The 25,459-nt window shown below is 40.6% G+C and carries 20 protein-coding genes and 1 pseudogene; 13 read left to right on the plus strand and 8 right to left on the minus strand.

The annotated features are described in order from the left end of the window. The first annotated feature begins 11 nt into the window (after positions 1–11). Genes WKT12_RS08000 through WKT12_RS08020 form a run of 5 tightly spaced genes read left to right on the plus strand, consistent with a single transcriptional unit; the run spans position 12 to position 8,217 of the window. Positions 12–3,305: a SusC/RagA family TonB-linked outer membrane protein gene (locus WKT12_RS08000; RefSeq protein ID WP_340319360.1), complete on the plus strand. Its 3,294-nt coding sequence runs from the start codon at positions 12–14 to the stop codon at positions 3,303–3,305. 11 nt (positions 3,306–3,316) lie between these two features. Then, entirely contained in the window at positions 3,317–4,936 is a 1,620-nt protein-coding gene (locus WKT12_RS08005; protein WP_340319361.1) for a SusD/RagB family nutrient-binding outer membrane lipoprotein, read from the plus strand. Positions 4,937–4,967: 31 nt separating this feature from the next. After that, positions 4,968–5,963, plus strand: coding sequence for a glycoside hydrolase family 18 (locus WKT12_RS08010; RefSeq protein WP_340319362.1), 996 nt, complete (start codon positions 4,968–4,970; stop codon positions 5,961–5,963). Between the two features lie 23 nt (positions 5,964–5,986). Continuing rightward, a complete protein-coding gene (locus WKT12_RS08015; RefSeq protein ID WP_340319363.1) occupies positions 5,987–6,997 on the plus strand; it encodes a BT_3987 domain-containing protein in 1,011 nt (336 codons plus the stop codon). A gap of 11 nt (positions 6,998–7,008) precedes the next feature. Next, positions 7,009–8,217, plus strand: coding sequence for a DUF1735 and LamG domain-containing protein (locus WKT12_RS08020; protein WP_340319364.1), 1,209 nt, complete (start codon positions 7,009–7,011; stop codon positions 8,215–8,217). Positions 8,218–8,592: 375 nt separating this feature from the next. Here the strand turns inward: WKT12_RS08020 and WKT12_RS08025 are convergent, their stop codons facing one another. Then, positions 8,593–8,931, minus strand: a complete 339-nt coding sequence (locus WKT12_RS08025) for a translation initiation factor (RefSeq protein ID WP_340319365.1) — start codon at positions 8,929–8,931, stop codon at positions 8,593–8,595. Between the two features lie 113 nt (positions 8,932–9,044). On the opposite strand from WKT12_RS08025, the gene WKT12_RS08030 reads away from it, so the two are divergent. From WKT12_RS08030 to ispF, 3 genes are read left to right on the plus strand one after another with little or no spacing between them, the layout of a single operon-like run. After that, positions 9,045–9,698, plus strand: coding sequence for a redox-sensing transcriptional repressor Rex (locus WKT12_RS08030; protein WP_021969990.1), 654 nt, complete (start codon positions 9,045–9,047; stop codon positions 9,696–9,698). 6 nt (positions 9,699–9,704) lie between these two features. Continuing rightward, on the plus strand, positions 9,705–10,322 hold the full coding sequence (locus tag WKT12_RS08035) for a fumarylacetoacetate hydrolase family protein (RefSeq protein WP_021969991.1): 618 nt from the start codon (positions 9,705–9,707) through the stop codon (positions 10,320–10,322). Then, positions 10,319–10,798, plus strand: coding sequence for a 2-C-methyl-D-erythritol 2,4-cyclodiphosphate synthase (gene ispF / locus WKT12_RS08040; RefSeq protein WP_021969992.1), 480 nt, complete (start codon positions 10,319–10,321; stop codon positions 10,796–10,798). The genes WKT12_RS08035 and ispF overlap by 4 nt, the downstream gene beginning before the upstream one ends. Here ispF and WKT12_RS08045 read toward each other — a convergent pair. Both WKT12_RS08045 and WKT12_RS08050 read right to left on the minus strand, forming a co-directional pair. Continuing rightward, entirely contained in the window at positions 10,795–11,745 is a 951-nt protein-coding gene (locus WKT12_RS08045) for an acyltransferase (RefSeq protein WP_340319366.1), read from the minus strand. The two genes, ispF and WKT12_RS08045, sit on opposite strands and share 4 nt — an antisense overlap. A gap of 21 nt (positions 11,746–11,766) precedes the next feature. Then, entirely contained in the window at positions 11,767–12,657 is an 891-nt protein-coding gene (locus tag WKT12_RS08050; protein WP_340319367.1) for a 1,4-dihydroxy-2-naphthoate polyprenyltransferase, read from the minus strand. A gap of 101 nt (positions 12,658–12,758) precedes the next feature. Between WKT12_RS08050 and WKT12_RS08055 the strand changes: the two genes are divergently transcribed. The 4 genes and pseudogenes from WKT12_RS08055 (at position 12,759) to WKT12_RS08070 (ending at position 19,658) form a co-directional block, all read left to right on the plus strand. After that, the gene (locus tag WKT12_RS08055) at positions 12,759–13,589 is read left to right on the plus strand and encodes a metallophosphoesterase (protein WP_340319368.1); all 831 of its coding nucleotides are present in this window, start codon (positions 12,759–12,761) and stop codon (positions 13,587–13,589) included. 135 nt (positions 13,590–13,724) lie between these two features. Beyond that, positions 13,725–17,009 (plus strand): annotated as a pseudogene (locus WKT12_RS08060) (SusC/RagA family TonB-linked outer membrane protein). Positions 17,010–17,043: 34 nt separating this feature from the next. After that, entirely contained in the window at positions 17,044–19,182 is a 2,139-nt protein-coding gene (locus WKT12_RS08065) for a RagB/SusD family nutrient uptake outer membrane protein (protein ID WP_340319369.1), read from the plus strand. Positions 19,183–19,370: 188 nt separating this feature from the next. Next, positions 19,371–19,658, plus strand: a complete 288-nt coding sequence (locus WKT12_RS08070; protein WP_340319370.1) for an alpha-L-arabinofuranosidase C-terminal domain-containing protein — start codon at positions 19,371–19,373, stop codon at positions 19,656–19,658. A gap of 17 nt (positions 19,659–19,675) precedes the next feature. Here the strand turns inward: WKT12_RS08070 and WKT12_RS08075 are convergent, their stop codons facing one another. From WKT12_RS08075 to WKT12_RS08095, 5 genes are all read right to left on the minus strand, one after another. Continuing rightward, positions 19,676–22,183: a zinc-dependent metalloprotease gene (locus WKT12_RS08075; RefSeq protein WP_340319371.1), complete on the minus strand. Its 2,508-nt coding sequence runs from the start codon at positions 22,181–22,183 to the stop codon at positions 19,676–19,678. Further along, positions 22,180–22,773 carry a nicotinate (nicotinamide) nucleotide adenylyltransferase gene (gene nadD / locus WKT12_RS08080; protein WP_340319372.1) on the minus strand — a complete coding sequence of 198 codons (594 nt, stop codon included), beginning with the start codon at positions 22,771–22,773 and terminating at the stop codon, positions 22,180–22,182. The genes WKT12_RS08075 and nadD overlap by 4 nt, the downstream gene beginning before the upstream one ends. Beyond that, complete coding sequence (locus WKT12_RS08085) at positions 22,755–22,937, minus strand: hypothetical protein (RefSeq protein WP_021970001.1); 183 nt, start codon at positions 22,935–22,937, stop codon at positions 22,755–22,757. Before WKT12_RS08085 ends, nadD begins: the two co-directional genes overlap by 19 nt. 15 nt (positions 22,938–22,952) lie before the next feature. Beyond that, positions 22,953–23,516: a guanylate kinase gene (gmk, locus tag WKT12_RS08090; RefSeq protein WP_340319373.1), complete on the minus strand. Its 564-nt coding sequence runs from the start codon at positions 23,514–23,516 to the stop codon at positions 22,953–22,955. A 95-nt stretch (positions 23,517–23,611) separates the two neighbouring features. Then, the gene (locus WKT12_RS08095; RefSeq protein WP_021970003.1) at positions 23,612–24,487 is read right to left on the minus strand and encodes a YicC/YloC family endoribonuclease; all 876 of its coding nucleotides are present in this window, start codon (positions 24,485–24,487) and stop codon (positions 23,612–23,614) included. A 276-nt stretch (positions 24,488–24,763) separates the two neighbouring features. Here WKT12_RS08095 and tsaB point away from each other — a divergent pair, with 276 nt between their 5' ends. Continuing rightward, complete coding sequence (tsaB, locus tag WKT12_RS08100) at positions 24,764–25,453, plus strand: tRNA (adenosine(37)-N6)-threonylcarbamoyltransferase complex dimerization subunit type 1 TsaB (RefSeq protein ID WP_021970004.1); 690 nt, start codon at positions 24,764–24,766, stop codon at positions 25,451–25,453. Positions 25,454–25,459 lie beyond the last annotated feature (6 nt).

The following is a 25,459-nucleotide window of genomic DNA, read 5'->3' on the forward strand; positions in this document are numbered from 1 at the left end:
GTTACAAAGATATGAATTTGTATCTAAAAAAAACTCAAAAGTACGTATTAATTAGCTGTTTATTGTTTGTGGGGACAGCACTTTTCGCTCAAAATGCCGAGCGAATTACCATTAAAAACAATCATATAACTTTAAAAAAGGCGTTAACTGAAGTTGAAAAACAGTCTAAGATGTCTGTAGCCTACAACGAATCTCAGTTAGCCAATAAACAAATTTCACTGAATATCAGTAATCAGTCATTAGATGAGGCCCTAACAATTATATTGAAAAATACGGGCTTTACATATCAGATAAAAAATGGGTGTATAGTAGTTGTGCCTATACAGAAGGAAAGTAATACCAAAAATAAGAAAATAACGGGACGAGTAGTTGATGAGACAGGTGAATCTCTTATTGGAGTAAATGTGTCCGTCGCTGGAAGTGCAACAGGAACAATTACCGATTTTGATGGAAACTTTACATTGGATGTTGCTTCAGGGGCTACATTAAAAGTTTCATATGTCGGATATAAATCACAATCAATAAAAGTTTCTGATCTGAATTTCTATAACATTACACTGGCTTCAGATAATGAAGTCTTAGATGAAGTTGTGGTTACAGCGCTTGGTATTAAGAAGGAAGCGAAAGCTCTTTCTTATAATGTGCAAGAAGTATCAGCACGTGAAATTATTGGTGTAAAAGATGCTAACTTTGTAAATAGTCTGTCTGGAAAGATTGCTGGTGTTTCTATTAATACCAGTTCGTCTGGTATTGGTGGAGGAGCAAAGGTGGTTATGCGTGGTGCTAAGTCCATTTCGGGGAATAATAATGCTTTGTATGTTATTGACGGTGTACCTATGCCTACCTTGGATACAACTCAGCCGGATGATCAGTTTACGGGTATGGGACAATCTGGTGACGGGGCATCAATGATTAATCCTGAAGATATCGAAAGTATGTCTGTACTAAGTGGTGCTGCTGCATCTGCACTATACGGTAGCGATGCTGCAAATGGTGTAATCATGATTACTACTAAAAAAGGTACAGCCAATAAGCTGAATGTCAGTTATGCAAATAACACCTCCTTTTATAATCCTTTTGTGACGCCTGATTTTCAGAATACTTATGGCGCTACAACAGGATCATTTCAAAGTTGGGGACAAAAATTGGCTCAACCGAGTGATTATGATCCGTTAGATTTTTTTCAAACAGGTTGGAATGAAACTAATTCATTAACATTAAGTAATGGTAATGAAAAAAACCAGACTTTTGTTTCTTTGGCGGCTACCAATGCAGAAGGTATCGTACAAAATAATACATACGACCGTTATAATTTTTCGGTTCGTAATACTACCAGTATGTTGAACGATAAAATGCATCTCGATTTAAGTGCCAACTATGTAAACATCCGTGAACAGAATATGGTATCTCAAGGACAATATTTCAATCCAATTGTACCAGTATATCTGATGTCTCCAAGTTATAGTCTGGAAACCTATCAATTATTTGAAATGTATGATGAAAGCCGTGGCTTTAAAACTCAGTACTGGCCGTGGGGAAATATGGGACTTGCCATGCAAAATCCTTATTGGATTATCAACCGTGATAAATTTGTGAATAGCAAAAACCGCTTTTTGGTAAGTGGTGGTCTGACTTATGATATTGCAAAAGGAATTACGATTAGTGGCCGTACTAAATTTGATTATACTTCTGCTATCAGTGAGAAAAAATATTCGGCATCTACTGATGCTATTTTTGCTCAGCAATATGGAGCTTATTACAAAGCGGATGCTACAACTCGACAAGTATATGGAGACCTTATGCTGAATATTGATAAATATTTTGGTGACTTCTCTTTAACTGCTACATTGGGAGCCAGCATTCAAGATGTTAATTATAAATATTATAGTGTTGGAGGTGATCTTAACTCTGTGGCAAACAGTTTTACTTTGAAGAATTTGAATCAGGCTAATGCTGAATTCGATCAGGATGGATATCATGACCAGACTCAGTCCGTTTTTGCTACGGCTCAGTTAGGCTGGCAAAGTAAGCTGTATCTGGATGTAACAGGACGTGTAGATTGGGCCTCAGCACTAGCCTGGACAAATTCGAAGAATGTTGCATATCCTTCTGTTGGTTTGTCTGCAATCTTGACAGATTTGCTTCCTATAAAAAATGATGTTCTGACTTTCTTGAAAGTACGGGGTTCTTACAGTGAAGTCGGTAATGCCCCAACGCGCTATATCGCATTTCAGACTTATCCTTATCAGTCTGGTATACCAACTACGGCTTCGACTTATCCAAATACAGATATCAAACCAGAAAGAACAAAAGCTTGGGAAGTTGGTTTACAGTCAAATTTCTGGGGCGATAAATTATCATTGAATGTTTCGCTTTACAAAACATCTACTTATAATCAGTTGTTTAATCCTTCACTTTCTGCATCATCTGGTTATACATCTATTTATATAAACGGTGGACAGGTTGATAATAAAGGTATTGAATTAAGTTTGGCATTGAACCAGCCATTAGGTCCGGTACAGTGGAATTCGACATTTACTTATACACTGAACCGTAATAAGATTAAGAAGCTATTGAAACCTACTACACTTTCTACAGGTCTAACCGTAGAACAAGATATATTAGATCTTGGAGGAGTTGGAAATGTTATGTCACGTTTGACGGAAGGAGGATCTATTGGTGATTTGTATGTAACAGCTTTACGTACCGATGAGCATGGATATATAGATGTGGATTATGTAAATAATACAGTTGCTATTGATAAGAATGCCGGTGAGCGAAAGGACGGGTGGATCTATGCTGGAAACTCTCAGGCGAAATATACAATGGGATGGCGTAACTCTTTTAACTGGAAGGGGCTGTCTTTAGGTTTTTTGATCAATGCTCGTGTAGGAGGTGTTTGTGTTTCTATGACACAAGCCTTGATGGATGCTTATGGTACTTCCAAAGCTTCAGCAGATGCTCGCGATGCGGGTGGAGTTATTATTAATGGTAGTTTGGTTCCTGCTGCTCAGAAATATTATCAGACAGTTGGTACAGGAGCGGGTTCTATGTATGTCTATAGTGCGACTAATGTTCGTTTAGCCGAACTTTCACTTGGATATGATGTGCCTATAACAAAAGTGGTACCTTGGATTAAAGGATTGAATGTTGCTTTTACAGGACATAATTTAATGATGTTCTATTGTAAGGCTCCTTTTGATCCAGAACTAACGGCAAGTACAGGTACACATTTTACTGGAATGGATTACTTTATGCTTCCAAGTTTGCGTAATCTTGGTTTTTCTGTTAGACTTAACTTCTAATGCTTACAAAAATGAAACATACATTGAAAAATACAAAAAGAAACTGGTTGTATCTTTTATTGGCAGGAAGCCTTTGTGTATCTTCTTGTACAAGCCAGTTTGAAAAATGGAATATCAATCCCAATGAAGTGACTCCTGAACAAATGGAACAGGATAATTTGAATACAGGAGCTTATTTTACTCAAATGCTTCGAGGTGTATTTATTGTTGGTAAAAGTGCTGATGGTGTCGGACTCGGAGGTGAATATCAGATTACGGAGGTCTTGAATGGTGATATTTTTGCCAGTTTTGTAGCTAACATCAATACATTCAGTTATACTAGTTATCATAACGATCATTATGTTCTTTATCGAGATTGGTACAATGCTCCTTTCAGAGATGCATATACTTATATAATGCAACCTTGGAAATCAATTCATGATGTAACAGAAGAAAATTCTCCGGCAAGAGCTTTAGCTACTATTGTTAAGGTTTTAGGAATGAGTCGTATAACAGATATGTATGGTCCTATTCCTTACAGTCAGTTTGGTACAACAACTCAGGTCCCTTATGATAGCCAGAAAGACGTATATTATCAGTTCTTCGACGAACTTGATGATGCCATAGCTGTTTTGACCGACTATAATAATACGACTTCTGCCAACTATATGGAGCAGTATGATTATATTTATAGTGGCAATGTTGGTAAATGGATTAAATTCGCTAATACTCTGCGTTTACGTTTAGCTATGCGTATTTCTTTTGTCGATGAGTCAAAAGCACGCACGGAGGCTACAGCTGCGATAAATCATCCGTCAGGTTTGATGACTTCAATTGATGATTCAGCAATATTACATCAGAATACTAATTTTTCTTTTGTGAATCCGTTGTGGGAAATAAGTGAAAGTTTTCAGGATATACGTATGGGAGCAACGATGGATTGTTATCTGAACGGCTATAATGATCCACGTATTTCTAAATATTTCCGTACAGCGACCAATGACGGTAAATATCATGGAGTAAGAAATGGTATGGATAATATAGCAAAAGACAGCTATATAGCAGCAGCTTCAGGATTGAATTTTAATGAAAATAGTGACATGCAGTGGATGGATGCTGCCGAAGCATACTTCTTGCTTGCTGAAGCAAAATTGAGATTAGGATTAGGAAGTGGTACAGTGCAGGAATATTATGAACAGGGCATACGTACATCTTTCTCTCAAGATGGAGTATCTGGAGTTGATGAATATATTACTAATTCAGAACGTCTGCCTCTGGCTTCTTATACAGATCCAGTGACGAATCGTTCAACAAATGTTTCCGGATATTTGTCACAAAGAGCGGTAGCTTGGGAAGAAGGGGTTTCTAATGAAATAAAACTGGAACGTATTATGATTCAGAAGTGGATTGCCCTTTACCCTGACGGACAGGAAGCATGGAGCGAGATGCGTCGTACAGGATATCCTGGTTTTGTGAGAATCGCATCTTATGCACATCAAAATGAAGTCGCAGACGGTGAACTTATCAGTCGTTTGAAATTCCCGACAACAGAATATTCTGATAATAGCCAAAATACTCAGGCTGCTGTTGCTTTGCTGGGTACAGGTGGTGATACTGCTGGAACAAGACTCTGGTGGGATGTCAGAAGATAATGTAAGTTTAATTATAATAAAATTCGATATTATGAAATTTATTAAATATTTGTTGAGTGTAGTATTGGCAGGAGGATTAATGACTGCATGTAATACGGATATAGAATCTGTTTCGGTTCAGAATCCTTACACCTATAGCGATTTGTATTATCAAAATTTACGTGACTATAAAGCAAGCGATCATTCTATTGCTTTTGGATGGTTCTCTCAATATGGACAGCAGAACTCTATGGCCGTACGTTTCATGGGACTGCCGGACAGTCTTGATATCTGCTCTTTGTGGGGAGGAATTCCTGCAAAGGAAAATCAGGAAATTTGGGATGAACTTCGTTTTGTTCAGAAAGTAAAGGGCACTAAGATGCTTGTTGTGGCCATAACCCGTATTGATGCCGAAACCGATGATCACGATTTTAAGATTGCCTATAATGAAGCAAAACTTATGCCTTACGGTGAAGAAAGAGAAGCTGCTCTTAAGAAGGCTATTGAAATGTATGCAGAATATTTTCTCGATCAGGTATTCTTGAACGATTTGGACGGTTTTGATGCGGACTATGAACCTGAAGGCGATTTCTTGTCTGGTAGTTATTTTGATTACTTTATGCAACATCTGTCAAAGTATATGGGTCCTAACCCTAATATAACAAAAGAAGAACGTTTAAAGCTTATTCAGGAACGATATGGAAGTGGGGTAACCGACGTTAACAAGTTATTGTGTGTTGATTCACCGGGAGATCCCTCTTCGCAGTTGTATGATATCTGTGATTATTATTTTAAGCAAGCTTATGGTGGGGGAACCAGTACTACCTGGCCGATAGAGAAAGTTGTTTTTTGTTGTAACATGGGAGACGGATGGCAAGGTACTATGAGTGAAATGTATGAACAAGCACGTTATCAACCGGCTGAAGGACGTAAAGGTGGCTTTGGAGCATTTTTTATCCATCGTGATTATAATGTGCATGAAAATAATCCGTACCCTTATAAGCGTTTCCGTGAATGTATTCAGATTCAGAACCCTGCGGTTCATTAATTTAATATTGTTTGACTGAGAATATGAAAAATACAAAAAAGTTTCTTTATATGCTGGCAGGTATCTTTGCCATGCTGGGAGGTACATCGTGCAATGATGATGAAACATACGATTTTCCAGGTGATTCTATGAATCGTGTATATATAAAATCTTATACAGGCGGAGATTTTACTTTTATACATACTCCGATTCAAAGTTTTAGTTCGTTGGATTTGAAATTTCCAGTGTATGTAACAGGTAATCATTCAGGTACCATTCAGGCCACTGTTGGTTTTGATAATTCTCTTGTTGATGCATATAACATGACTAACAATTCGGATTTTGATGTGTTACCGGAAAATGCTCTTCGCATTGAAAATCAGGAAATGACTATTCCTGCAGGTGAATATCAGTCTTCTGATTCGATACATATTGTTGTGAACGAAGATATATTACCTCAATTACGTAGTGAAAAAGGTTATCTGATTCCTTTAAAATTGGAAAATGTAAAAGGAGAAAATGCTGCTGTTAGTACAAATATGAATTGTACTTATATCCCGGTCAGTGTAAGTATTAAGTCTGGTATGATTGATGATGAGGCTGTTGATAATGATGTACAAGGAACGTTAGTGAAAGACAGGACGGGATGGTCGGCATATATTGAAGAATCAGATGGAGTAACTATAAGTGGTAATGTTTCAGATATGTTTGATGAAAGTACATCTACAGAATGGAAACTATCTTCTGAACAACCTTATCATGTTGTCGTAGATTTACAAAAGTCATATAATGTAACAGCTCTTCGTGCTTTATATTTATATTATGGATGGTGGGAGTATAATTCATTTACCAATGGTACTAAAGTTGAATATAGTCAGGATGGTACAGATTGGCAAGATTTAGGAACAATCTCTTCTACTTCAACAAAAAATGTAATTTTATATGCTCCGGTAGCGATGCGTTATCTTCGTATGGAAATTCCTGTAGTTGATTCTTACTATTATGGTGAAGTAGCTTCTATTACTATTGGAGATTTTAATGTATATGTAAAATAAAAAAATAAGATATGAAAAAGTATATAGTTTTTTGTTTTTGGGCTTTACTGCTTTGTATTACAGGTTGTAAAAGTGGACCCGAGTATGGGGATGCTGTTTATATGACAGGAACCTTGCAATCTTCTGCTGTTCGATTTTTGGTAGATGGGCAGTCTAGTATTGGATTGACTGTAACTTCTACTAATAAAGCAGAGGGCGATGTGAAAATCAGTTTAAAAGAATCACCGGAACTGTTGGATGCGTTTAATTCATCTACAGGACGTAATTGTGTATTGCCTCCCGAAGGAAGTTACAGTATAGAAGGTACTGAAGTCGTGATTAATTCTGGTAAGACTTTGTCTTCACAAATAAAGATAAATGCCGACTCTGAGCAGTTACAGGAAGGAGTTTCTTATTGTTTGCCTGTATCGATTGTTTCTGTTGAGGGTGGTGATTTAGATGTCTTGGAAGCTTCTCGTACAGCTTATGTGATGCTGACTAAAGTTATTACCGTAAAGGCTGCTTATTTGCATCGTAATAATTGTTTTGATATACCTGGTTTTGCGGGCGAAGATAGTCCGGTGAAAGCATTAAATCAGATGACATTGGAAATGAAAGTATTACCGGTATCTTTCCCTACTACGGCTAATAGTGCAAATGGTATCAGTTCGTTGTGCGGTTGTGAGGAAAACTTTTTGTTCCGTTTTGGCGACGGTGCCGGAAATCCTACTAATAAGTTACAATTGGCAAAAGGTTCTATCGGTACAGCTTCTCATCCGGACCAGAAAGATCATTATGAATCTTGGGTAGAGAAGGAATTTGAAACAGGACATTGGTTGCACTTTGCTGCTGTTTATGACGGACAATATCTTCGTGTATATTTGGATGGTGAACAGATTCATTTTGTAGAAACCAATAATGGTGGTTCTATCAATTTGAGTATGGCATACGATGGACACTCGTGGGAAGATACATTTGCTATCGGTCGTTCTGCTGGTTATTCACGTTTCTTCGATGGCTATATCAGTGAATGCCGTGTATGGAATGTAGCTCGTACTCCAGCAGAGCTTGAAGATGGTATCTGTTATGTTGACCCAACAACAGAAGGATTGATCGCTTATTGGCGTTTTAATGGCGAAACACAGGAAGATGGAACCGTACTTGATGTAACGGGACATGGATATAATGCAAAACCATATAAGGAAATAGAGTGGGTAGATAATCAAAAATGTCCGTTCTAAATAAAGGTATATATAAGTAAAATAGGTTATAGTTTTATAGATTATAGATTTAGTTGGCTATTTGTTGAGGAAAAGTTAATTCTCTTGTAGCCTATGTTAGAAACGCCAACGTGTTTGTAAAAACATCCGTTGGCGTTTTAATTTTAATATTAATACTTCTTGCGGCTTACCATTTCGAACTGGAAGGAAGAGATGAATTGTTCTGAAGGCCGCTGTCTTGAAGAAAAAACATCGGGATGTTTTTTGAAAATTTGTACAAAAAATTAGAAGATTTGTACAAAAACTTTAGAAGTCTTCCAGACGGTTAGAGAAAAACCTCCTGCTTTCTTGCTTATAATCCCAGTTGATATTGTTTGTTGGGCGTGTACCTGAATATTATTTAGTCTGTGTATAGCCTTCCGCTTTCAGCAAATCGATAATACGCTGACGGAATTCTCCTTGTATCAAGATTTCTCCCTCTTTTACCGATCCGCCTACACCACATTTAGTCTTTAGCAGCTTACCCAGCTCTTTCAAGTCTTCTTCGTTGCCAGCAAAGCCGGTTATTACAGTAACGGTCTTTCCGCCACGTCCTTTTTTTTCTATTGATACACGAAGTTTCTGCTGTTTTTTGTCCAGCGTTTCTATTTCTTCCTCTTCTCCGTTGTCGTACTTAAAGTCCGGATTGGTGGAATATACAATGTTCAGTCGGTCTTTCCAATCATTATTTTTCATGTGAATTAATTTTAATCCGACTCAAAGATAGGTACATTTTTCTATATTCTGTGTGCGTTTCCGAATAAATACCTTAATTTTGCACAAGGCATAACTTTACAGAAGCGCAAAAAATGGCAATACGTACTCGTAAAAATACGGATAAAATACCGGAGCCTACCTTACGTAGACTGCCGTGGTATCTTTCGAATGCAAAGCTGATGAAAGAGAAAGGGGAGAAATATGTTTCTTCCACGCAGATTTCCAAGCAAATCAATATAGACGCTTCGCAAATAGCCAAGGATCTTTCGTATGTAGATATTGCCGGACGCACTCGTGTAGGCTATGACATTGACCTGCTGATTGAGGTGCTTGAGGATTTTTTAGGATTTACCAATATGCACAGAGCGTATCTTTTCGGGGTTGGTAGCCTGGGGGGGGCGTTACTGCGCGACTCAGGTCTTTCGCATTTCGGGCTTCAGATTGTTGGAGCCTTCGATATTAATCCGGAACTGGTAGGAACAAAAATCAACGGTATTCCCATTTATCATTCCGATGACTTTGAGCAGCGCATGAAACAAGATGGGGTAAATATCGGTGTGCTGACCGTTCCCATTACCATTGCCCAGGAGATTTCCGATAAGATGATTGCAGGAGGCATCAAGGCTATCTGGAACTTTACTCCTTTCCGTATTCGGGTTCCTGAAAATATTGTAGTACAGAATACATCACTTTATGCTCATCTGGCAGTGATGTTCAATCGTTTGAATGAAACAATAAAGAAATAATTCTCCATGAAAATTATAGCTATCGGCATGAACTATCCGTTGCATTGCAAGGAATTGCATGCAGACGAACCATTGCCACAAGAACCGGTCATCTTCATGAAGCCGGACTCTGCCTTGCTGAAGGACAGCAAGCCGTTTTTTATTCCTGACTTCTGCCAGCAGGTAGACTATGAGACCGAACTGGTAGTACGCATTAACCGTTTGGGAAAGAATATTTCCGAGCGTTTTGCACACCGTTATTATGATGCCGTTACGGTAGGTATCGACTTTACCGCACGCGATTTGCAGCGTAAGTTCCGTGCCGAAGGTAAACCTTGGGAACTGTGTAAGGGATTTGATAATTCGGCGGCCATAGGCGACTGGGTACCTGTGGAGAAATTTGCCGACATTCAGCATATTAATTTCCATTTGGATATTGACGGAAAGACTGTGCAGCAGGGAAATACACAGGATATGCTGTTCCGGGTAGATCAGATTATCGCATACGTCAGCCAGTTCTGTACATTGAAAATTGGCGATATGCTGTTTACGGGAACGCCGGTTGGCGTAGGTCCGGTGCATATAGACAATCACCTGGAAGGTTATTTGGAAAACGAAAAAGTTCTTGATTTTTACGTACGATGAAAATACGTGTAGGATTTGGTTTCGATGTCCATCGGCTGGTCGTTGGGCGTGAGCTTTGGCTGGGAGGTATCAAGCTGGAGCACGAATTGGGATTATTGGGTCATTCGGATGCCGATGTATTGATTCATGCTATTTGTGATGCGTTGCTGGGAGCCGCCAACATGCGCGATATCGGCTATCATTTTCCCGATAATGCCGGTGAGTTTAAAGATATTGACAGCAAGATTCTGCTGGCACGTACAGTCGATTTGATTGCTACGAAAGGTTATCGGGTAGGTAATATCGATGCGACGGTCTGTGCCGAACGTCCGAAGCTGAAAGCTCGTATACCTGAAATGCAGGAAGTGCTGGCTCATGTCATGAATATAGATCCGGAGGATGTGTCCATAAAGGCGACTACGACCGAAAAGTTAGGCTTTACCGGTCGTGAGGAAGGCATTTCGGCGTATGCTACTGTACTGATAGAACGCGATTAGTCGGCTGGAGGATAGGGAGGAAGCATCCGCTTCTTTCCTAAAAAATAAGGTGAGATGTGCAGGCGGTCGAGTACATAAGTTACGCCAAAGCACCCCGATATAACAAAAATCACCGAAACAATCGTAAAGCAAATACCTGTTGCATCGAAAGCAAAAAGCGGCAGGTAGGCTTTCGATAAAATGGTAAATACGGGCGAAAATAGAAGAATCACCAGTGTATTACTACCGATATAACGAAGAAGTGTTTTTACTTTTTCCGGCAAATAGGTGTAAGTTGCAAGCAACAGACTGATTACCAAATAGGTTATAGCTACACCAGCCAGTGTGCCGCGGTTCAGGTTCTCCGGAAAACAGCATAAGATGACGAGGGGGACTACCGACAGAAAGCTGGGCTGAAATACACGGATAATGGGAAGGCCACTTTGCCGGATAGCCACTCCTGCCAGGAAGTAAATGGCATTGGCAAATGTCAGCAATCGTACTTCGGAAAGAATATACAGGAATATTCCCAAGATGATGAAACGGATTATGCCTTTCCACTTATCCGTCACCTTATAGATCAGGAAATAACTGGCGTTGCAGAGTATCAGCGTATGCAGATACCAGTATGGTCCCATGGGAGCAATGATAGCTTTATACAACAGAAGTCTGGCAGAGAGTTCGGTTACTTTCTCCCGTACGGGGAGAACTGCCGACATGACCACGTAGCCGGCTTCCATGAAGACATACGGAATGAATATCCAGAGCAGGCTCCGTCCGAAAGCTTTAGTTTCCTTGTTTATATTATTCAGATATCCCGATATGATGAGAAATGCCGACATGTGGAAGGTATAGACCACTTGTTTGGCATATGGGTACGAATCGCCGATGTATACCAGATGAAAGATAATCATCAGAATGATGAATATGCTTTTTAAAAAATCGAGTTCCTTGATTCTGCCGTTCATAGGAGTGAGAATTGATAATTATCAGGCGTTGAGTAACAGGCCGGCAGTAAGTAGTATGCCGAACAGCAACATGTTTCTTGAAGTTTCTCCCAAAATGACGTTGAGTTCCTTTCCTCGGTTGATGCGTGCCATTTTCACGGTGGTAAAAATATGGAGCAACAAATAAATCTGTGGCAGGATAGCTGCCCATAGTCTGCCCTCGGTTACAAAATAAAAACAACTCCAGCATGCAGCCAGTCCCAGCAGAAAATATAGAATCAGTCCGGCACGGGCTCCCAGTCGTACAACGATTGTTTTCTTTCCGCTGATAGCATCCTGCTCCCTGTCGCGGAAATTGTTGACCATCAGCAACGTATCTATCACAAATCCACAGGCAAGCGAAGCCATGGTAACAGAAGTATTCCAACTGTGTGCCATGATATAGAAAGTACATCCTACGGGAACAAATCCGAAAAATACTAAAACCAGTACGTCCCCCCAGCCATGGTAGGCAAGCGGATAAGGACCGGCGGTATATAAGAAGGCAAAAATAATGCAGGCAATGCCTACCGGAATCATTTCCCAGCCACCGTACCAGAGCAGGCAGAGCCCGTCCAATGCAGCCAGTAAAGTCGTTATGGCTATTCCTTTCTTCATACCCGACGAAGAAATCCAACCTTGTGCGCAGGCACGTTCCGGTCCGAGTCTGTCTTCTCGGTCAGTACCTTTCAGATAATCATACAAGTCATTGATAAAGTTTGCATCTATCTGCATCAGAAAAGCGAATAAGAAGCATAATATAGCCGGAATAAGCTGAAAATGTCCGTACATTGAAGCCAGTGCACACCCCAGCATGACTGGGATGGAAGCTGCTGTCAGGGTCTTGGGACGGCTGGCCAGCAACCAGGCTTTTGCAGAATTTTGTTTTACCATAAATCCAATTTATTTTATGGTGCAAAGTTAGAAAATTCTGCCGACACTTTGCTTGGCTGGTAGAAAAGTGTTATTTTCGTTTAAGGATTTAGTTATATACCATGAAAAAGATTATTTATCTTGTTTTTTTGGCAGTCATGATTTTACTCTCTTCGTGTGCCACGGCTTCTCTGTCGAAATATCATGGAATAGGACGTGTAAAGAAATACGACATATATAGCACACAGCTTCCTGATTCTTTTGACGGATTTCGGATAGCTTTTGCTTCCGACTTTCATTATGAGAGCCGCTTTGGAAAGAAAAGACTTCCCAGTTTGTTGAAAGCCTTGCAGGCTACCGATGCCGATCTTCTGCTGTTAGGAGGAGATTACCGGGGAAGGAATGGAGGAAATTTGTCTGAACTTTTTGATGTGCTTCAGCAGTTTCACGCACCTTATGGTACCTATGGGGTAATGGGTAACCATGAGAATAATGCCAATTATGAAATTGTCAGGCAAGAAATGCAACGGACAGGAATTCACTTGCTCGAGCATCAAGTAGATACGATATGGAAGGGAAACCAGTATATTTTACTTTGTGGAATTCGCAATCCGTTTGATTTGACAAAAAACGGAGTTTCGCCTACCTTGTTTCTCCGTCCGGAAGATTATGTCATTATGCTGACACACACGCCTGATTATGTTGAAGATGTGGATGTAAGTAATACCGATCTGGCGCTGGCAGGGCATACACATGGAGGTCAGGTCAGTTTGTTTCATAAATACGCTTTTGCACATTTCTCAAAATACGGTAATCGTTTCCTTACTGGCCTGAAATATAATAGCAAGGGAATTCCCGTGATAATCAGCAATGGGATAGGTACGTCGCGCAAAGATATTCGCTTGTTTACCCCCAGCGAAATAGTCCAGATTGTTCTTCACAAGGGCCGCTGAACTGTTAAAAACCAATTTTTACCACTAAAAAACCATTTTTTATCAATTATATCAGTCGTATCTTTCCTAATTTTGAAATGTTGTAATTCTTATGAGAACTATTAACCTTATTTATTATCTAAACTAAAAACACGTATGAACAGACTACTGCTTTTGAAAAGGGTATATTCTACATTTTTATTGAGTATGCTCTGTGTACTTGCATTTGCACAAGGAAAACAGATAACTGGTATTATTAAGGATAGTGCCGGTGAGCCTATGATTGGTGTAAATGTATTGGTGAAAGGTACTACTAATGGTACTATTACAGATTTCGATGGTAAGTTTAGTATTCAGGATGTAAAAGATTCGGATGTACTTACTATTACCTATGTAGGTTATGTACCACAGTCTATTTCGGTTGGAAGTAAATCTTCTTTCAACATTATCTTAAAAGAAGATACAGAAGCACTGGATGAAGTTGTTGTTATTGGTTATGGAACTGTAAAGAAACGTGACCTGACAGGTTCTGTTGCATCAGTGAATAATGAAACATTGACAGCGAACCCTGTTTCGGATGTATCTCAGGCTTTGCAAGGTAAATTGGCCGGTGTGTCAGTTGTTTCTCAGGATGGTCGTCCGGGTGCGGAGGTTTCCATTCGAGTTCGCGGTGGAGGTTCTATTACACAGAGCAACGATCCGTTGTTTATCGTTGATGGGTTTCCGGTAAGTTCTATTTCTGATATTCCTGCAGACCAGATTGAAACAATTGATGTATTGAAAGATGCGTCGTCTACTGCTATTTATGGTGCACGTGGTGCAAATGGTGTTATTTTGGTTACTACAAAGGGAGCAAAGACAGATAAGCTGTCTGTTACTTATAATGGATATATACAGACCAAAGCTGCTGCCAAGACCTTGGATCCGCTCAGTGCTCAGGATTATGTAAAATATCAGTGGGGTTATGCAGATGCCTTGGAAAAGACAGGTGGTGCTGTTAGCGCTGATGGCGTAGCCAAATATTTTGGATTAGGTGCTGCTTATGGAAATCATTTTGCTGACTACGCGAACGTGGGCGTGCACGACTGGACTGACGATATGCTGCGTAATGCCATTGCTCATACACACAACCTTTCAATTTCAGGTGGTAGCGAAAAAACAAAATTTGTATTGAATGTCAACTATCTGAATGATGAAGGTATCAAGATTAATTCTGGTTATAATCGTTTCAACACATCATTGAAGTTGAATCAGGAGCTGTTGAAAAATTTGAAGTTGGATGTTGATGTTCGTTATTCTGAAGATCAGACTACTGGAAAAGAATCTTCAACAAACGGTAAAGGTTCTTTATTGTCAGGTGCATACCGCTGGCGTCCTATCGATAATCCTTTGGGAGATCCTGAAACATTTGGTGGATTTGGTTTAGGTGCTGATAATGTAGATGCTTCTTACGGAAGTCCGGTTGACTGGACAAACGATGTCCAGAATATTGCGAGAAAACAAAGAATCAGAGGTATTGCTGCTCTGTCTTGGGATATTATTGAAGGTTTGACTTTACGTGCTGAAGTTGGTGCCGGTCGTAACTGGGGTGAAACTAAGTATTATGAAAACGGTCTGACTCAAGGTCATAAAGTGGCTAAGCTGACTCGCAGCGAAGGCTATAATTTACGTAACGTAAATACGTTGAATTATCAGGTTCAGGGCTTGGGTGACAAACATAGCTTGTCATTCCTGTTAGGTCAGGAAACCATTGTTTCTAAATCGAACTCAACAGAGATTGAAGGTCACGGATATCCCGAAGGATTCGATTTTGATCAGGCTTTCGGTATGATCGACCAAACAGACAAGACTTTGGCAAAGGATAAATTCAGTAACTCAATTGGTACTCCCGACAAGACTGTTTCATTCTTTGCACGTGCTAATTATTCATTGTTGGATCGTTATCTGTTTACTGTTACATTCCGTGCCGATGGTTCTTCTAAATTTGCTCCTAACCACCGTTGGGGATATTTCCCGGCAGGTGCATTTGCTTGGCGTCTTTCTGATGAATCATTCATGGAAGGTACTCGTAGCTGGCTGGATAATTTGAAGCTTCGTTTGTCTTATGGTATGGCAGGTGCTGATAATATTGATGCCAGTCTTTGGAGAGAAACATGGGAATCTACTACTGTGACATTCAACGGGCAGACTTATTCAGGCTATAAACCCAGTGGTATGCTTTCTAACCCTGATCTGAAATGGGAAACAACTATTTCAAGAAATATCGGTTTGGATTTCGGTTTCTTCGGCAACCGTCTTTCTGGTACCATTGATGCTTACTGGAATACAACGAAAGACTTGTTGATGTGTATTCCTATTGATGAAACAACCGGTTATTCATATCAATATCAGAATATCGGACAGACTTCGAATAAAGGTTTTGAAATTGCTTAGAACTATGATATCGTCCGTACCAAAGACTTTACATTAGGTATTTCTGCAACTTATAACTATAACCATAACAACATCGATGAACTGGCTGATAATATCATTGCACAATATGGTTCTCAGTGGGCTTCCAGTGCTACAACTCCGACTTACGACTATGAGTTCCGTGAAGGAAAACCTGTTGGCTTGATTCGTGGTTACATCTGCGACGGTTTCTATACAACAGCCGATTTTAATTACGATCCGGCAACCCAGATGTATACGTTGAAACCAGGTGTAGCCGACTTGGGTAATCAGGTTGGTAACTATCCTAACCACTATAATTTGCCGGAAGGTCAGAAAGCATTCCCGGGAGCAGTTAAACTGCGTGACTTGGATGGTAATGGTGTAGCAGATACAGAAGATGTTGCTGATTTAGGTGAAATAACTCATCCTCATACCGGTGGTTTCAATTTGAACATGACATGGAAGGATATCGACTTCAGTGCAGGATTTGCATGGGCTGCAGGTGGTCATGTATACAATGTTAACTCTTTGATTAATATGTATGGTAACAAGGATACAGGTGCAGGTGCCAATAAGCTGGAATTCATCAATGACTGCTACCAGATTTATGATATCCAGAATGGAGAACTGGTTCCTGTTGTAGAACCGGCTGCATTGGATGCATTGAATGCTGGTGCTAAATACGGTGTCCCTTATATGGAAAATGGTACTGTTTTGTCAACCTTCGTAGAAAATGCTTCATTCTTGCGATTGAATACATTAACTCTTGGTTATACCTTCCCGAAAGAATGGACAAAGAAGATTGGTATGCAACGTGCACGTATTTATGCAACTGCTGGTAATTTGTTTACTATTACAGGTTATTCTGGTATTGATCCTGAAGTTAATGCTGATCCGGATAAGAGTACAACTGCTGCCAACACAGGAAACTATCCGTTGTTGGGTATGGACTATGGTACTTATCCTCGTGCAAGAACATTTACATTTGGTGTAAACATTACATTCTAATTAAATAATCTGTTAACTAATCAATGAAAAGACAATGAAAAAGTTATTATATACATATTTAGGTGTTGGACTTTTAATGCTCAATATAACTTCGTGTGAAGATTTTCTGGATACGTCTTCACCATCTGAAGCTACTCCGGAATTTGTGTTTGGAGACGTTTCAACGGCTCGCGGTGCCTTAATGGAAGCTTATGAAAAGTGGCGTGCAAAAGCCTATGTTCATGCCAATGGTTTGTTTTACGATTTGGTAGTTTGCGGATCGGATTCAGAACGGCATCCCGAAGGTTACGATGCACAGGCACGTCATATCCCGGAAAATTTGTATTATGGAGGTACATCCAACTTTGATATTAACTCGGCTGGAAATAATGGCGTAAATGCATGGCCGGCTTTATATAGCATCATTGCTACATGTAATACGCTTTGTAATGCTATTGAGGAAACTGATACCTATAAGGCTATTGAAGCAGGAACAGGCTCGGTAACAGAAATGACAGACTTGTACGGACAGGCCGTGGCTTTGCGTGCTACTGCTTATAATGAATTACTCCGTTTTTGGGGAGATGTTCCTCATAATCTGGTACCTGGTGTAGTTGCGGAAGGTCTGACTCCACGTGATCAGATTTATGAATACCATATCAACAAATTGATGCAAGTTGAACCTTACATGTATTATTTGGGCGAAAATGTCGGCGCAGATGCAAGTATGATGACGCGTAATTATGTGGATGCATTAATCGGTCGTATGTGTCTGTATGCAGGAGGTTATTCTACTCGTCGTACTGATTTGGGAACAGATTTCTATAAAGATCTGGATGGAAATGTGCTGAGCTTTGAAAAGTTGAATACAGTAGATGCAAACAATGCATTTTACGGTAGACGTACAGATTATAAGAAGTTCTATGAAATAGCCGAAACGTATTTGCAGAACTGTGTTGATAATCCAGGTACAGCAGCATTATGTACAGTCGATCCTCGTGCAAAAGGTTCTGATGGTCAGTCGTTTGGAAATCCTTATCAGTACGTGTTCCAGCAGAATGAGAATTTAGTACTCTCTTCTGAAAGTATTTATGAAATTCCTGAAACCAGAGGAGTTCAGACAGAGCGTCCTTATGCTTTCGGCCGTCCAAGTTCGGCTGGTAGCTCGAACAACTATCCGTGTAAGAATTATGGTCAGAGCCGTTTCCATCCTACTTACTACTATGGTGATTTCGATCCGAATGACATGCGGCGTGATGTTACTTGTACGGTTACAGGTAGCGATGGAAAGAATGGAGTAGAAAAGCTTTTACCATTTATTCCGGGATCACAGGCTAATGGTGGTGGTATTGCCAATAACAAATGGGATGAAAACCGTCAGCCGGAGCCACGTTGGGAAAAACAGCGTCAATCAGGTATCAATAATCCATTTGTACGTATGTCGGATGTTATCTTGATGTTGGCAGAGGTAAAAGCCGAACTGGGTGATGAAATGACTGCTAAGCAGTACTTGTCGGAAGTTCATAACCGTGCGTTTGCGACTCCGGAACTTGCTAATCTTGATGGTTTCATTTCTAAATGGGGTGGTATCAAAGAAGCTATTCAGCAGGAGCGTAAACTGGAGTTTGGTGGTGAAGGTCTTCGCCGTTACGATTTGATCCGTACTGGTAAGTTGCCGGAAGCTATCAAGAAACTGAAAGCTGATTTGGCTGCGATGGTTAACGGATTAAAGACTAACGGCTATTATACATTCGAAAATGGCAATACGATTTCACTGTATGTATGGACTAAGAGCGTAGATGCTAAAGCACAGTATGGTTACCGCTTGACTACTCAATGTACCGATGAAACAGACCCGGTAATGTATCCGGGATGGCGTGGTGTATTTGATGACTGGGAAGGATATACCGGCAAATCAATTTATTCGGCAAATCCGGGTACAAATTTGGCAATTCAAGGTCTGTTTAAACACATTGAACCGGGCAGTGCCGAAGCTAAGGCTTTGGAAGCTGATGGCTATACAATGGTAAACTGGGGTAAGGATATTCTTGATTACGAGTCTGATTATTCTGATTATGTATTCCGTGGATTTGTAGACGGAGAAGCTCCTATTTATTTCGTACCGTTCCATAGCTCTATTTTGGAAACATCATTGGGTAAAATAACCAATGGTTATGGATTCAAAAATAATTGATCGAGGTGATGTAGATTGATAAATCTTTAGATCAGCATAAAGGATGTGTCTGGCGAAAGCTAAGACACATCCTTTTTTGCATGTAAACAAAGTAAATGGGATTTCTTAGTGTGTTTGCAAAGAAGTCTGATGTATGAAAATGTAACGATGTAAAACTACTAAATGGTTACATATTTGCTTATAGATATATGCGGTGTGAACGTAAGATTGTACGTGATGACCGAATTGTACCGATGGTTAGTGCAACGGCTTCGCGCGACAAGGCAGGAGTAATTCATATCTCTTTGTCGAATGTTGACTTGGAGGAATCGCAGTATATTACTTTATCCTTGGATGGTGTACAGGTTAAATCTGTTTCGGGACGTATTCTGACTTCGAAAAATATTGATGATTGTAACTCGTTTGAACATCCTGATATTGTGACTCCTAAGGATTTAAAAAAAGCTCAGTTGTTACATTTATCTGTGAAAAGATAAAGTAACAACGGAGCTTTTTATTTGTCATTCAACGCATTATCTATCAGGGTAACCAAGTTTAGATAGTGGCCTTTGGCTGTACCACTTGTCATACCGGCTGCTCCAGTTGCCAGACGTTTTAGTTCCAGCAGTTGTCCGTGAGCGATAGCCGGGGCTTCGGAATATGCAGGTCGCTTTCCTGATGCATTTTTGCTGGCTGCTTCAGGCTTGTCGAGTAAGCTGATGAGGCTTTCTACGTATGTTTTCTGCATGTTGCGTTTGTAGATATCCGATTGTCCAAGGTTGCTCCAGATTACTTTTTTCAAATCATTGAACATTTGTGCCGAGGTATATGCTTTCTTTCCGTTCAATGTTTCGTTTTCACTCATTTTGTCAAGTGTACTTTTACTGATGAGGCGTGTGAGAATCCCCGACTGCAGTGAACAGATCACATTTACGGGAAGTATCTTTGCCTTTTCTATCAACTGGCGGTTGATGAGCCACTGAGGAGTAGTAAACAACTGTTCGTTGAGGAATGTAACAGCTCGTTTCTGTATATCGGCAGGAACAAATTCGCGCGCTACTTCGTCTGATTGTTCTACCGTAATGGGATTGCTGTAAATTCCTGCGACGTTTTTGGTCACATGTCCTAAATAGCGATTGAACTGAGATACTACCTGACTGTATATTTCTCCGGCACCGGCATATGATTTGTTGGGCTCGTACGACCATTTCAGTATCTGAGGAACAATTCGTTTCAGGTTTTTGATGCCATACATACTGGCCAGCATGGAGTCATCGCCCAAGTCCTCACTTTGGTTGCGGGGATCGTTGGCATCTGATTCTGTACCAAATGTATAACGGATATCTTCTTTCAGTTTCCCAATGATGGATTGATTGGAGAATGCAATTTCATCTTCCGGTTTTTGGAACTGTGGTAACCATCGGTATCCCCATTCTATAGACCATTTGTCATACATTCCTATGCGAGGAAAGATTCCTGCACGTGTAATGCTGTCTTCTGGCTGCGCAACATAGTTGAACCGGGCGTAGTCCATGATAGACGGTGTATGTCCGTTGGCTTCCACCCATGCCTTGTCGCGTAATTTTTCGACCGGTACAGTATGTGAAGAGCCAAAGTTATGTCGGAGTCCCAGTGTATGGCCTACTTCATGAGAAGAAACGAAACGGATGAGCTGTCCCATCAATTCATCGTCGAGCTGCATCTTGCGTGCTGCTTCGTCGATGGTTCCAGCTTGAATCATATACCAGTCGCGTAACAGACTCATGACATTGTGATACCAGTTGATATGTGTTTCCAATATCTCTCCGGAACGCGGGTCGTTGATGTGAGGGCCACTTGCATTCGGTATGTCTGAGGGCTTGTAAACGATGGCCGAATGGCGTGCATCCTCCAGACTCCACGAGGGGTCGTTGGTAGGTGCCTCCTTTGCGTAAATCGCATTTTTGAATCCAGCCTTTTCGAAAGCTGTCTGCCAGTCGTTTACTCCTTGTATCAGATATGGTACCCATTTCTTGGGAGTAGCCGGATCGATATAAATTACGATAGGTTTCTTGGGCTCAACGAGTTCACCACGTAGATAAGCAGCTTCGTCTTTGGGCTCCAAACGCCAGCGTGTAATGAGTTTTTTGTATTCAATGCCTTGCGGGTTGCTGTCGTAATCAGTGTATCCTACTGTAAAATATCCTACTCGCGGGTCGAATAGTCTACCTTTCATCGGGGTTTCAGGAAGTAAAACCATAGAACTGTTCAGCTCATAAGTCAGAGGAACACGCGGACTTCCAGTCTCTAAGAAACCTACATTGCTTACGCTTTTTTTGCTTTGGTAAGTAACTGTGGTAGAGATTTCAATGTTTTGTGGAAAAGCTTTTAGCGTATCGACGTATGTTCCTTCTCCGGCCATGTTCAGTAATCCGATGTATTCTTTACTGTCGGCATCAAAAGAAAATAATGGATTTTCTTTGATTAGAAAAGTACTGATATTGATTACATAGCTACGACTGAGTGAGTCCTTTCTGATAGCTTCAAGATTGAAATTGGCTACAATAGGCTGTATGTTTGAATTAAGTACAGATTGATACATGCCTTCCTTATCTTCGGCTCGTTCACGGTAAGAGTATTCACGTACCAGAAGTCGTTTATTATCCTTGTTCTCAAAACGGATAACCTTGCTACCTAAAATATCTCCCGGGTAACCGACGCGTGATTTCTGTCGAGAGGTTGGAGCTTTGCTGATTCGGTTCACAATCAGAATGTCACGGTTTAATATAGAATCGGGAATTTCGAGGAAGTAAATGTCGTTTACCTTATGCACAGTGAGAAATCCGTGTGAACTTTTTGCCTTTGAAGTGATGACGCTGGCATAAGGTTTCAATCCGTTTGTCGCTCTGTTGACAGGTACGGCTGCTTGTTCTGTTTTTGCTTTTTTCTTTTTCCTCTCAAAGATTTTAGCTTCGGCACTGTTTGTAGCTCCCAACAACAGGCATGCACTCAAAGAGAGAATATACAATTTAGATTTTTTCATTTCTTTTGGTATAATTCTTTTTCAACAATAATACGGAATACTTCTGGATGCAAGAAGTAGCGTATGTCTTTTCCTTCGCTGACAGCTTGCCGGATAAATGTTGAGCTGATTTCCAGACGGGGCGTATCTACGACTTTTACATGAGGCGGAAGTAAGTCTGTCTGTATGTTGTAGCCTGGTCGTGGATATACAATGATAAAATGTTTGCGGATGATTTCTTCGGGTGATTTCCAACGGTCGAATGCAGCCCAGTTGTCCGCTCCGATGATAAGTGTAAACTCTCTGTCCGGGTAGGTGTCAGCCAATTTGTTCAGGGTATCGACTGTATAAGAAGGACGTGGCAAGTTGAATTCAAAGTCTGAGGCTTGGAAACGTGGATAGCCGGAAACAGCAGCTTGTACCATTTCCAGCCGTATTTTATCGTCGAGTAACTCTACGTTTTGTTTGAACGGATTTTGGGGAGAAACCAGAAACCAGATTTCATCCAGCCCCCCATATTCACACAAATAGTTTGCCAATGCAAGATGACCGACATGAATCGGATTGAATGTGCCTCCGAATATTCCTGTCTTTACAGGCATTTCTTCCATTTTAGATAGTTTATAACTTGCCAGCCGGCAACGATGAGCATTGCTGCGGCAATAATGTATTCTTTCATGGCAGCGGCAACTACGGCCACAGCCAGAGCGACCAGTCCGATGATAATACTGACAATCATCATGGTACGCAGAAGTTTTTTAGGATCTTTAGCCATAAATTGAAGTATGGATTATTTTTTCAGAAAATCGCTGATGACTTTCAGGGCTTCAGCTTTAGCTGTTTCCAGATCATCGTTTACTATTACAACGTCGAATTTGTTTGCATAGCTTAGTTCGAATTCTGCTTTGGCGATTCGACTTTCTATTACTTCGGGAGTATCGGTACCGCGTCCGTTCAATCGTTTGCGCAGTTCTTCGACAGAAGGTGGCTGGATAAATACCGATAATGCACGTTCACCATAGAATTTTTTTATATTGCATCCGCCTACTACGTCTACATCGAATATTACGTTCTGACCGGCTTCCAACTGCTTCTCTACCTGTGCTTTTAGTGTGCCGTAAAAACGGTCGGTATAGACTTCTTCATATTCCAGAAATTCATTGTTGGCAATACGTTGCTTAAACTCTTCTGGAGTAAGAAAAAAATACTCAACTCCGTTCTGTTCTGTTCCTCGAGGCGGGCGGCTGGTTGCCGAAATAGAAAAGGCCAGATTCAGGTTTTGCGTAAGCAGGTAATTGATGATAGTAGATTTGCCTGATCCTGACGGTGCAGAAAAGATTATCAGTTTTCCCATAACTTAGAATGAAAAACACGAAGAGCGAAACAAGAAGGTAAGGGCAATCGGAATCAGATGGCATCCCTTCTTTTTCGCTCTTCAATGCGTTAATATTACATTACATTTAAAACTTGTTCCTTGATTTGTTCCAGTTCGTCTTTCATCTGAACCACGATGTTTTGCATTTCAGCATGATTTGATTTGCTGCCTGTAGTGTTGATTTCACGTCCCATTTCCTGAGCGATGAATCCCAGCTTCTTACCTTGTCCGTGACCTCCTGCCATTGTTTCGCGGAAGTATTTCAAGTGGTTGGCAAGGCGTTGCTTTTCTTCGTTTATATCCAGTTTCTCAATATAGTAAATCAGTTCCTGCTCCAGGCGGTTCTTGTCATAGTCTACACTGATTGTTTTTTCTAACGCATCAGTAATTCGTTCACGTATCTTTGTTACACGCTCTTTTTCGTAAGGCTCGATTGATTTCAGCAGGCGTTCTATATTGTCTACTTTTTCGGTAAATTTCTTTTCCAATGCAGCTCCTTCCTGCTTGCGGAAATCTACTAAATGTTGCAAGGCTTCCTCAATTGCCTTGCTGGCAACTGTCCATTCTTCGTCTGACAACTCTTGAATATCTACCCGGGTCAGTACGTCTGGCATGCGAAGCAGAGTCGCAAACCAGTCTTCCGGTACGGGAATGTGACAGTTGTCGGAAATGGCCTTTATTTGATTGTAATAGTTTTCTACCAGTGCAGCATTAATGGGAGTAGCCGTTTCGGCGGCGTCTTTTTCAATCCAGATACAGAAATCTACCTTACCACGTTCCAGTGTCTTGGTAATAAGGTTACGGATTTCCATTTCTTTTTCGCGATACAATGGAGCAATACGTGTCGACAAGTCCATTGCCTTACTATTCAACGATTTTATTTCTACGTTGATCTTCTTATCTCCGAATGTGGCTGTTGCTTTGCCGTATCCGGTCATTGATTGTATCATAATATTCTGTTTTTTATCGTGCAAAGTTAGGAAAAAGCTGTGAATCGGAAAAGTAGAGAGAGGCTTTTTCGTTGATGAGGTAAATTCTTCGGGCAGAGTGATAGGAAAACGTGCCGATGTTTTTGAAAAACGTGCCGACGTTTTCCTGAGAATGTGCCGACGTTTTTTAGTAAAGCTTTTCATCTTTTATTAACGGTTCTAAAAAACACTGGCTTAATGGGAAGTGAGTGCAAATAAAAGTGTATATTTGCAGTCTATATAATAAGGAATTAATTTATGTCGTGCATTTTACATATTGAAACTTCAACGGAAGTATGTTCTGTTTCTGTAAGTCAGGATGGAACTTCTATCTTCTCGAAAGAGGACTTTAAGGGTCCCTCACATGCTGTGGTATTGGGCGTTTTTGTGGATGAGGCTTTGTCGTTTATCGATAATCATGCCATTCCTTTGGATGCTGTAGCTGTTAGTTGCGGACCGGGTTCGTATACAGGATTGAGAATCGGTGTGTCGATGGCAAAAGGTATTTGTTATGGGCGCAATATTCCGTTGATTGGCATCCCTACTCCGGCAGTAATGACTGTTCCGGTATTGCTTTACGAAGATTTGCCGGAAGATGCTTTGTTGTGTCCGATGATTGATGCTCGCCGTATGGAAGTATATGCTGCTATATACGATCGTGCATTGAAGGTTAAACGTGAAATCGGAGCTGATATTATTGATGAAAATTCGTATGCAGAATTCCTGGCAGAGCATCCGGTTTATTTCTTTGGAAACGGAGCGGCTAAGTGCCGTGAGAAAATCACGCATCCTAATGCTCATTTTCTTGAAAATATTCATCCGCTGGCAAAATGGATGTTCCCGCTTGCCGAACGTGCCATGGCCGAAAAGGATTTCAAGGATGTAGCTTACTTTGAACCTTTCTATCTGAAAGAGTTCGTTGCTTCTACTCCCAAGAAACTTTTGTAAAACAGG

It is taken from the genome of Phocaeicola sp. HCN-6420 (assembly GCF_037890145.1).
Lineage (GTDB): Bacteria > Bacteroidota > Bacteroidia > Bacteroidales > Bacteroidaceae > Phocaeicola.

Coding starts and splice junctions, on each gene's coding strand:
- WKT12_RS08000 (WP_340319360.1), top strand. CDS start 12: ATGAATTTGTATCTAAAAAAAACTCAAAAGTACGTATTAATTAGCTGT.
- WKT12_RS08005 (WP_340319361.1), top strand. CDS start 3,317: ATGAAACATACATTGAAAAATACAAAAAGAAACTGGTTGTATCTTTTA.
- WKT12_RS08010 (WP_340319362.1), top strand. CDS start 4,968: ATGAAATTTATTAAATATTTGTTGAGTGTAGTATTGGCAGGAGGATTA.
- WKT12_RS08015 (WP_340319363.1), top strand. CDS start 5,987: ATGAAAAATACAAAAAAGTTTCTTTATATGCTGGCAGGTATCTTTGCC.
- WKT12_RS08020 (WP_340319364.1), top strand. CDS start 7,009: ATGAAAAAGTATATAGTTTTTTGTTTTTGGGCTTTACTGCTTTGTATT.
- WKT12_RS08025 (WP_340319365.1), bottom strand. CDS start 8,931: ATGAAAAATAATGATTGGAAAGACCGACTGAACATTGTATATTCCACC.
- WKT12_RS08030 (WP_021969990.1), top strand. CDS start 9,045: ATGGCAATACGTACTCGTAAAAATACGGATAAAATACCGGAGCCTACC.
- WKT12_RS08035 (WP_021969991.1), top strand. CDS start 9,705: ATGAAAATTATAGCTATCGGCATGAACTATCCGTTGCATTGCAAGGAA.
- ispF (WP_021969992.1), top strand. CDS start 10,319: ATGAAAATACGTGTAGGATTTGGTTTCGATGTCCATCGGCTGGTCGTT.
- WKT12_RS08045 (WP_340319366.1), bottom strand. CDS start 11,745: ATGAACGGCAGAATCAAGGAACTCGATTTTTTAAAAAGCATATTCATC.
- WKT12_RS08050 (WP_340319367.1), bottom strand. CDS start 12,657: ATGGTAAAACAAAATTCTGCAAAAGCCTGGTTGCTGGCCAGCCGTCCC.
- WKT12_RS08055 (WP_340319368.1), top strand. CDS start 12,759: ATGAAAAAGATTATTTATCTTGTTTTTTTGGCAGTCATGATTTTACTC.
- WKT12_RS08065 (WP_340319369.1), top strand. CDS start 17,044: ATGAAAAAGTTATTATATACATATTTAGGTGTTGGACTTTTAATGCTC.
- WKT12_RS08070 (WP_340319370.1), top strand. CDS start 19,371: ATGCGGTGTGAACGTAAGATTGTACGTGATGACCGAATTGTACCGATG.
- WKT12_RS08075 (WP_340319371.1), bottom strand. CDS start 22,183: ATGAAAAAATCTAAATTGTATATTCTCTCTTTGAGTGCATGCCTGTTG.
- nadD (WP_340319372.1), bottom strand. CDS start 22,773: ATGGAAGAAATGCCTGTAAAGACAGGAATATTCGGAGGCACATTCAAT.
- WKT12_RS08085 (WP_021970001.1), bottom strand. CDS start 22,937: ATGGCTAAAGATCCTAAAAAACTTCTGCGTACCATGATGATTGTCAGT.
- gmk (WP_340319373.1), bottom strand. CDS start 23,516: ATGGGAAAACTGATAATCTTTTCTGCACCGTCAGGATCAGGCAAATCT.
- WKT12_RS08095 (WP_021970003.1), bottom strand. CDS start 24,487: ATGATACAATCAATGACCGGATACGGCAAAGCAACAGCCACATTCGGA.
- tsaB (WP_021970004.1), top strand. CDS start 24,764: ATGTCGTGCATTTTACATATTGAAACTTCAACGGAAGTATGTTCTGTT.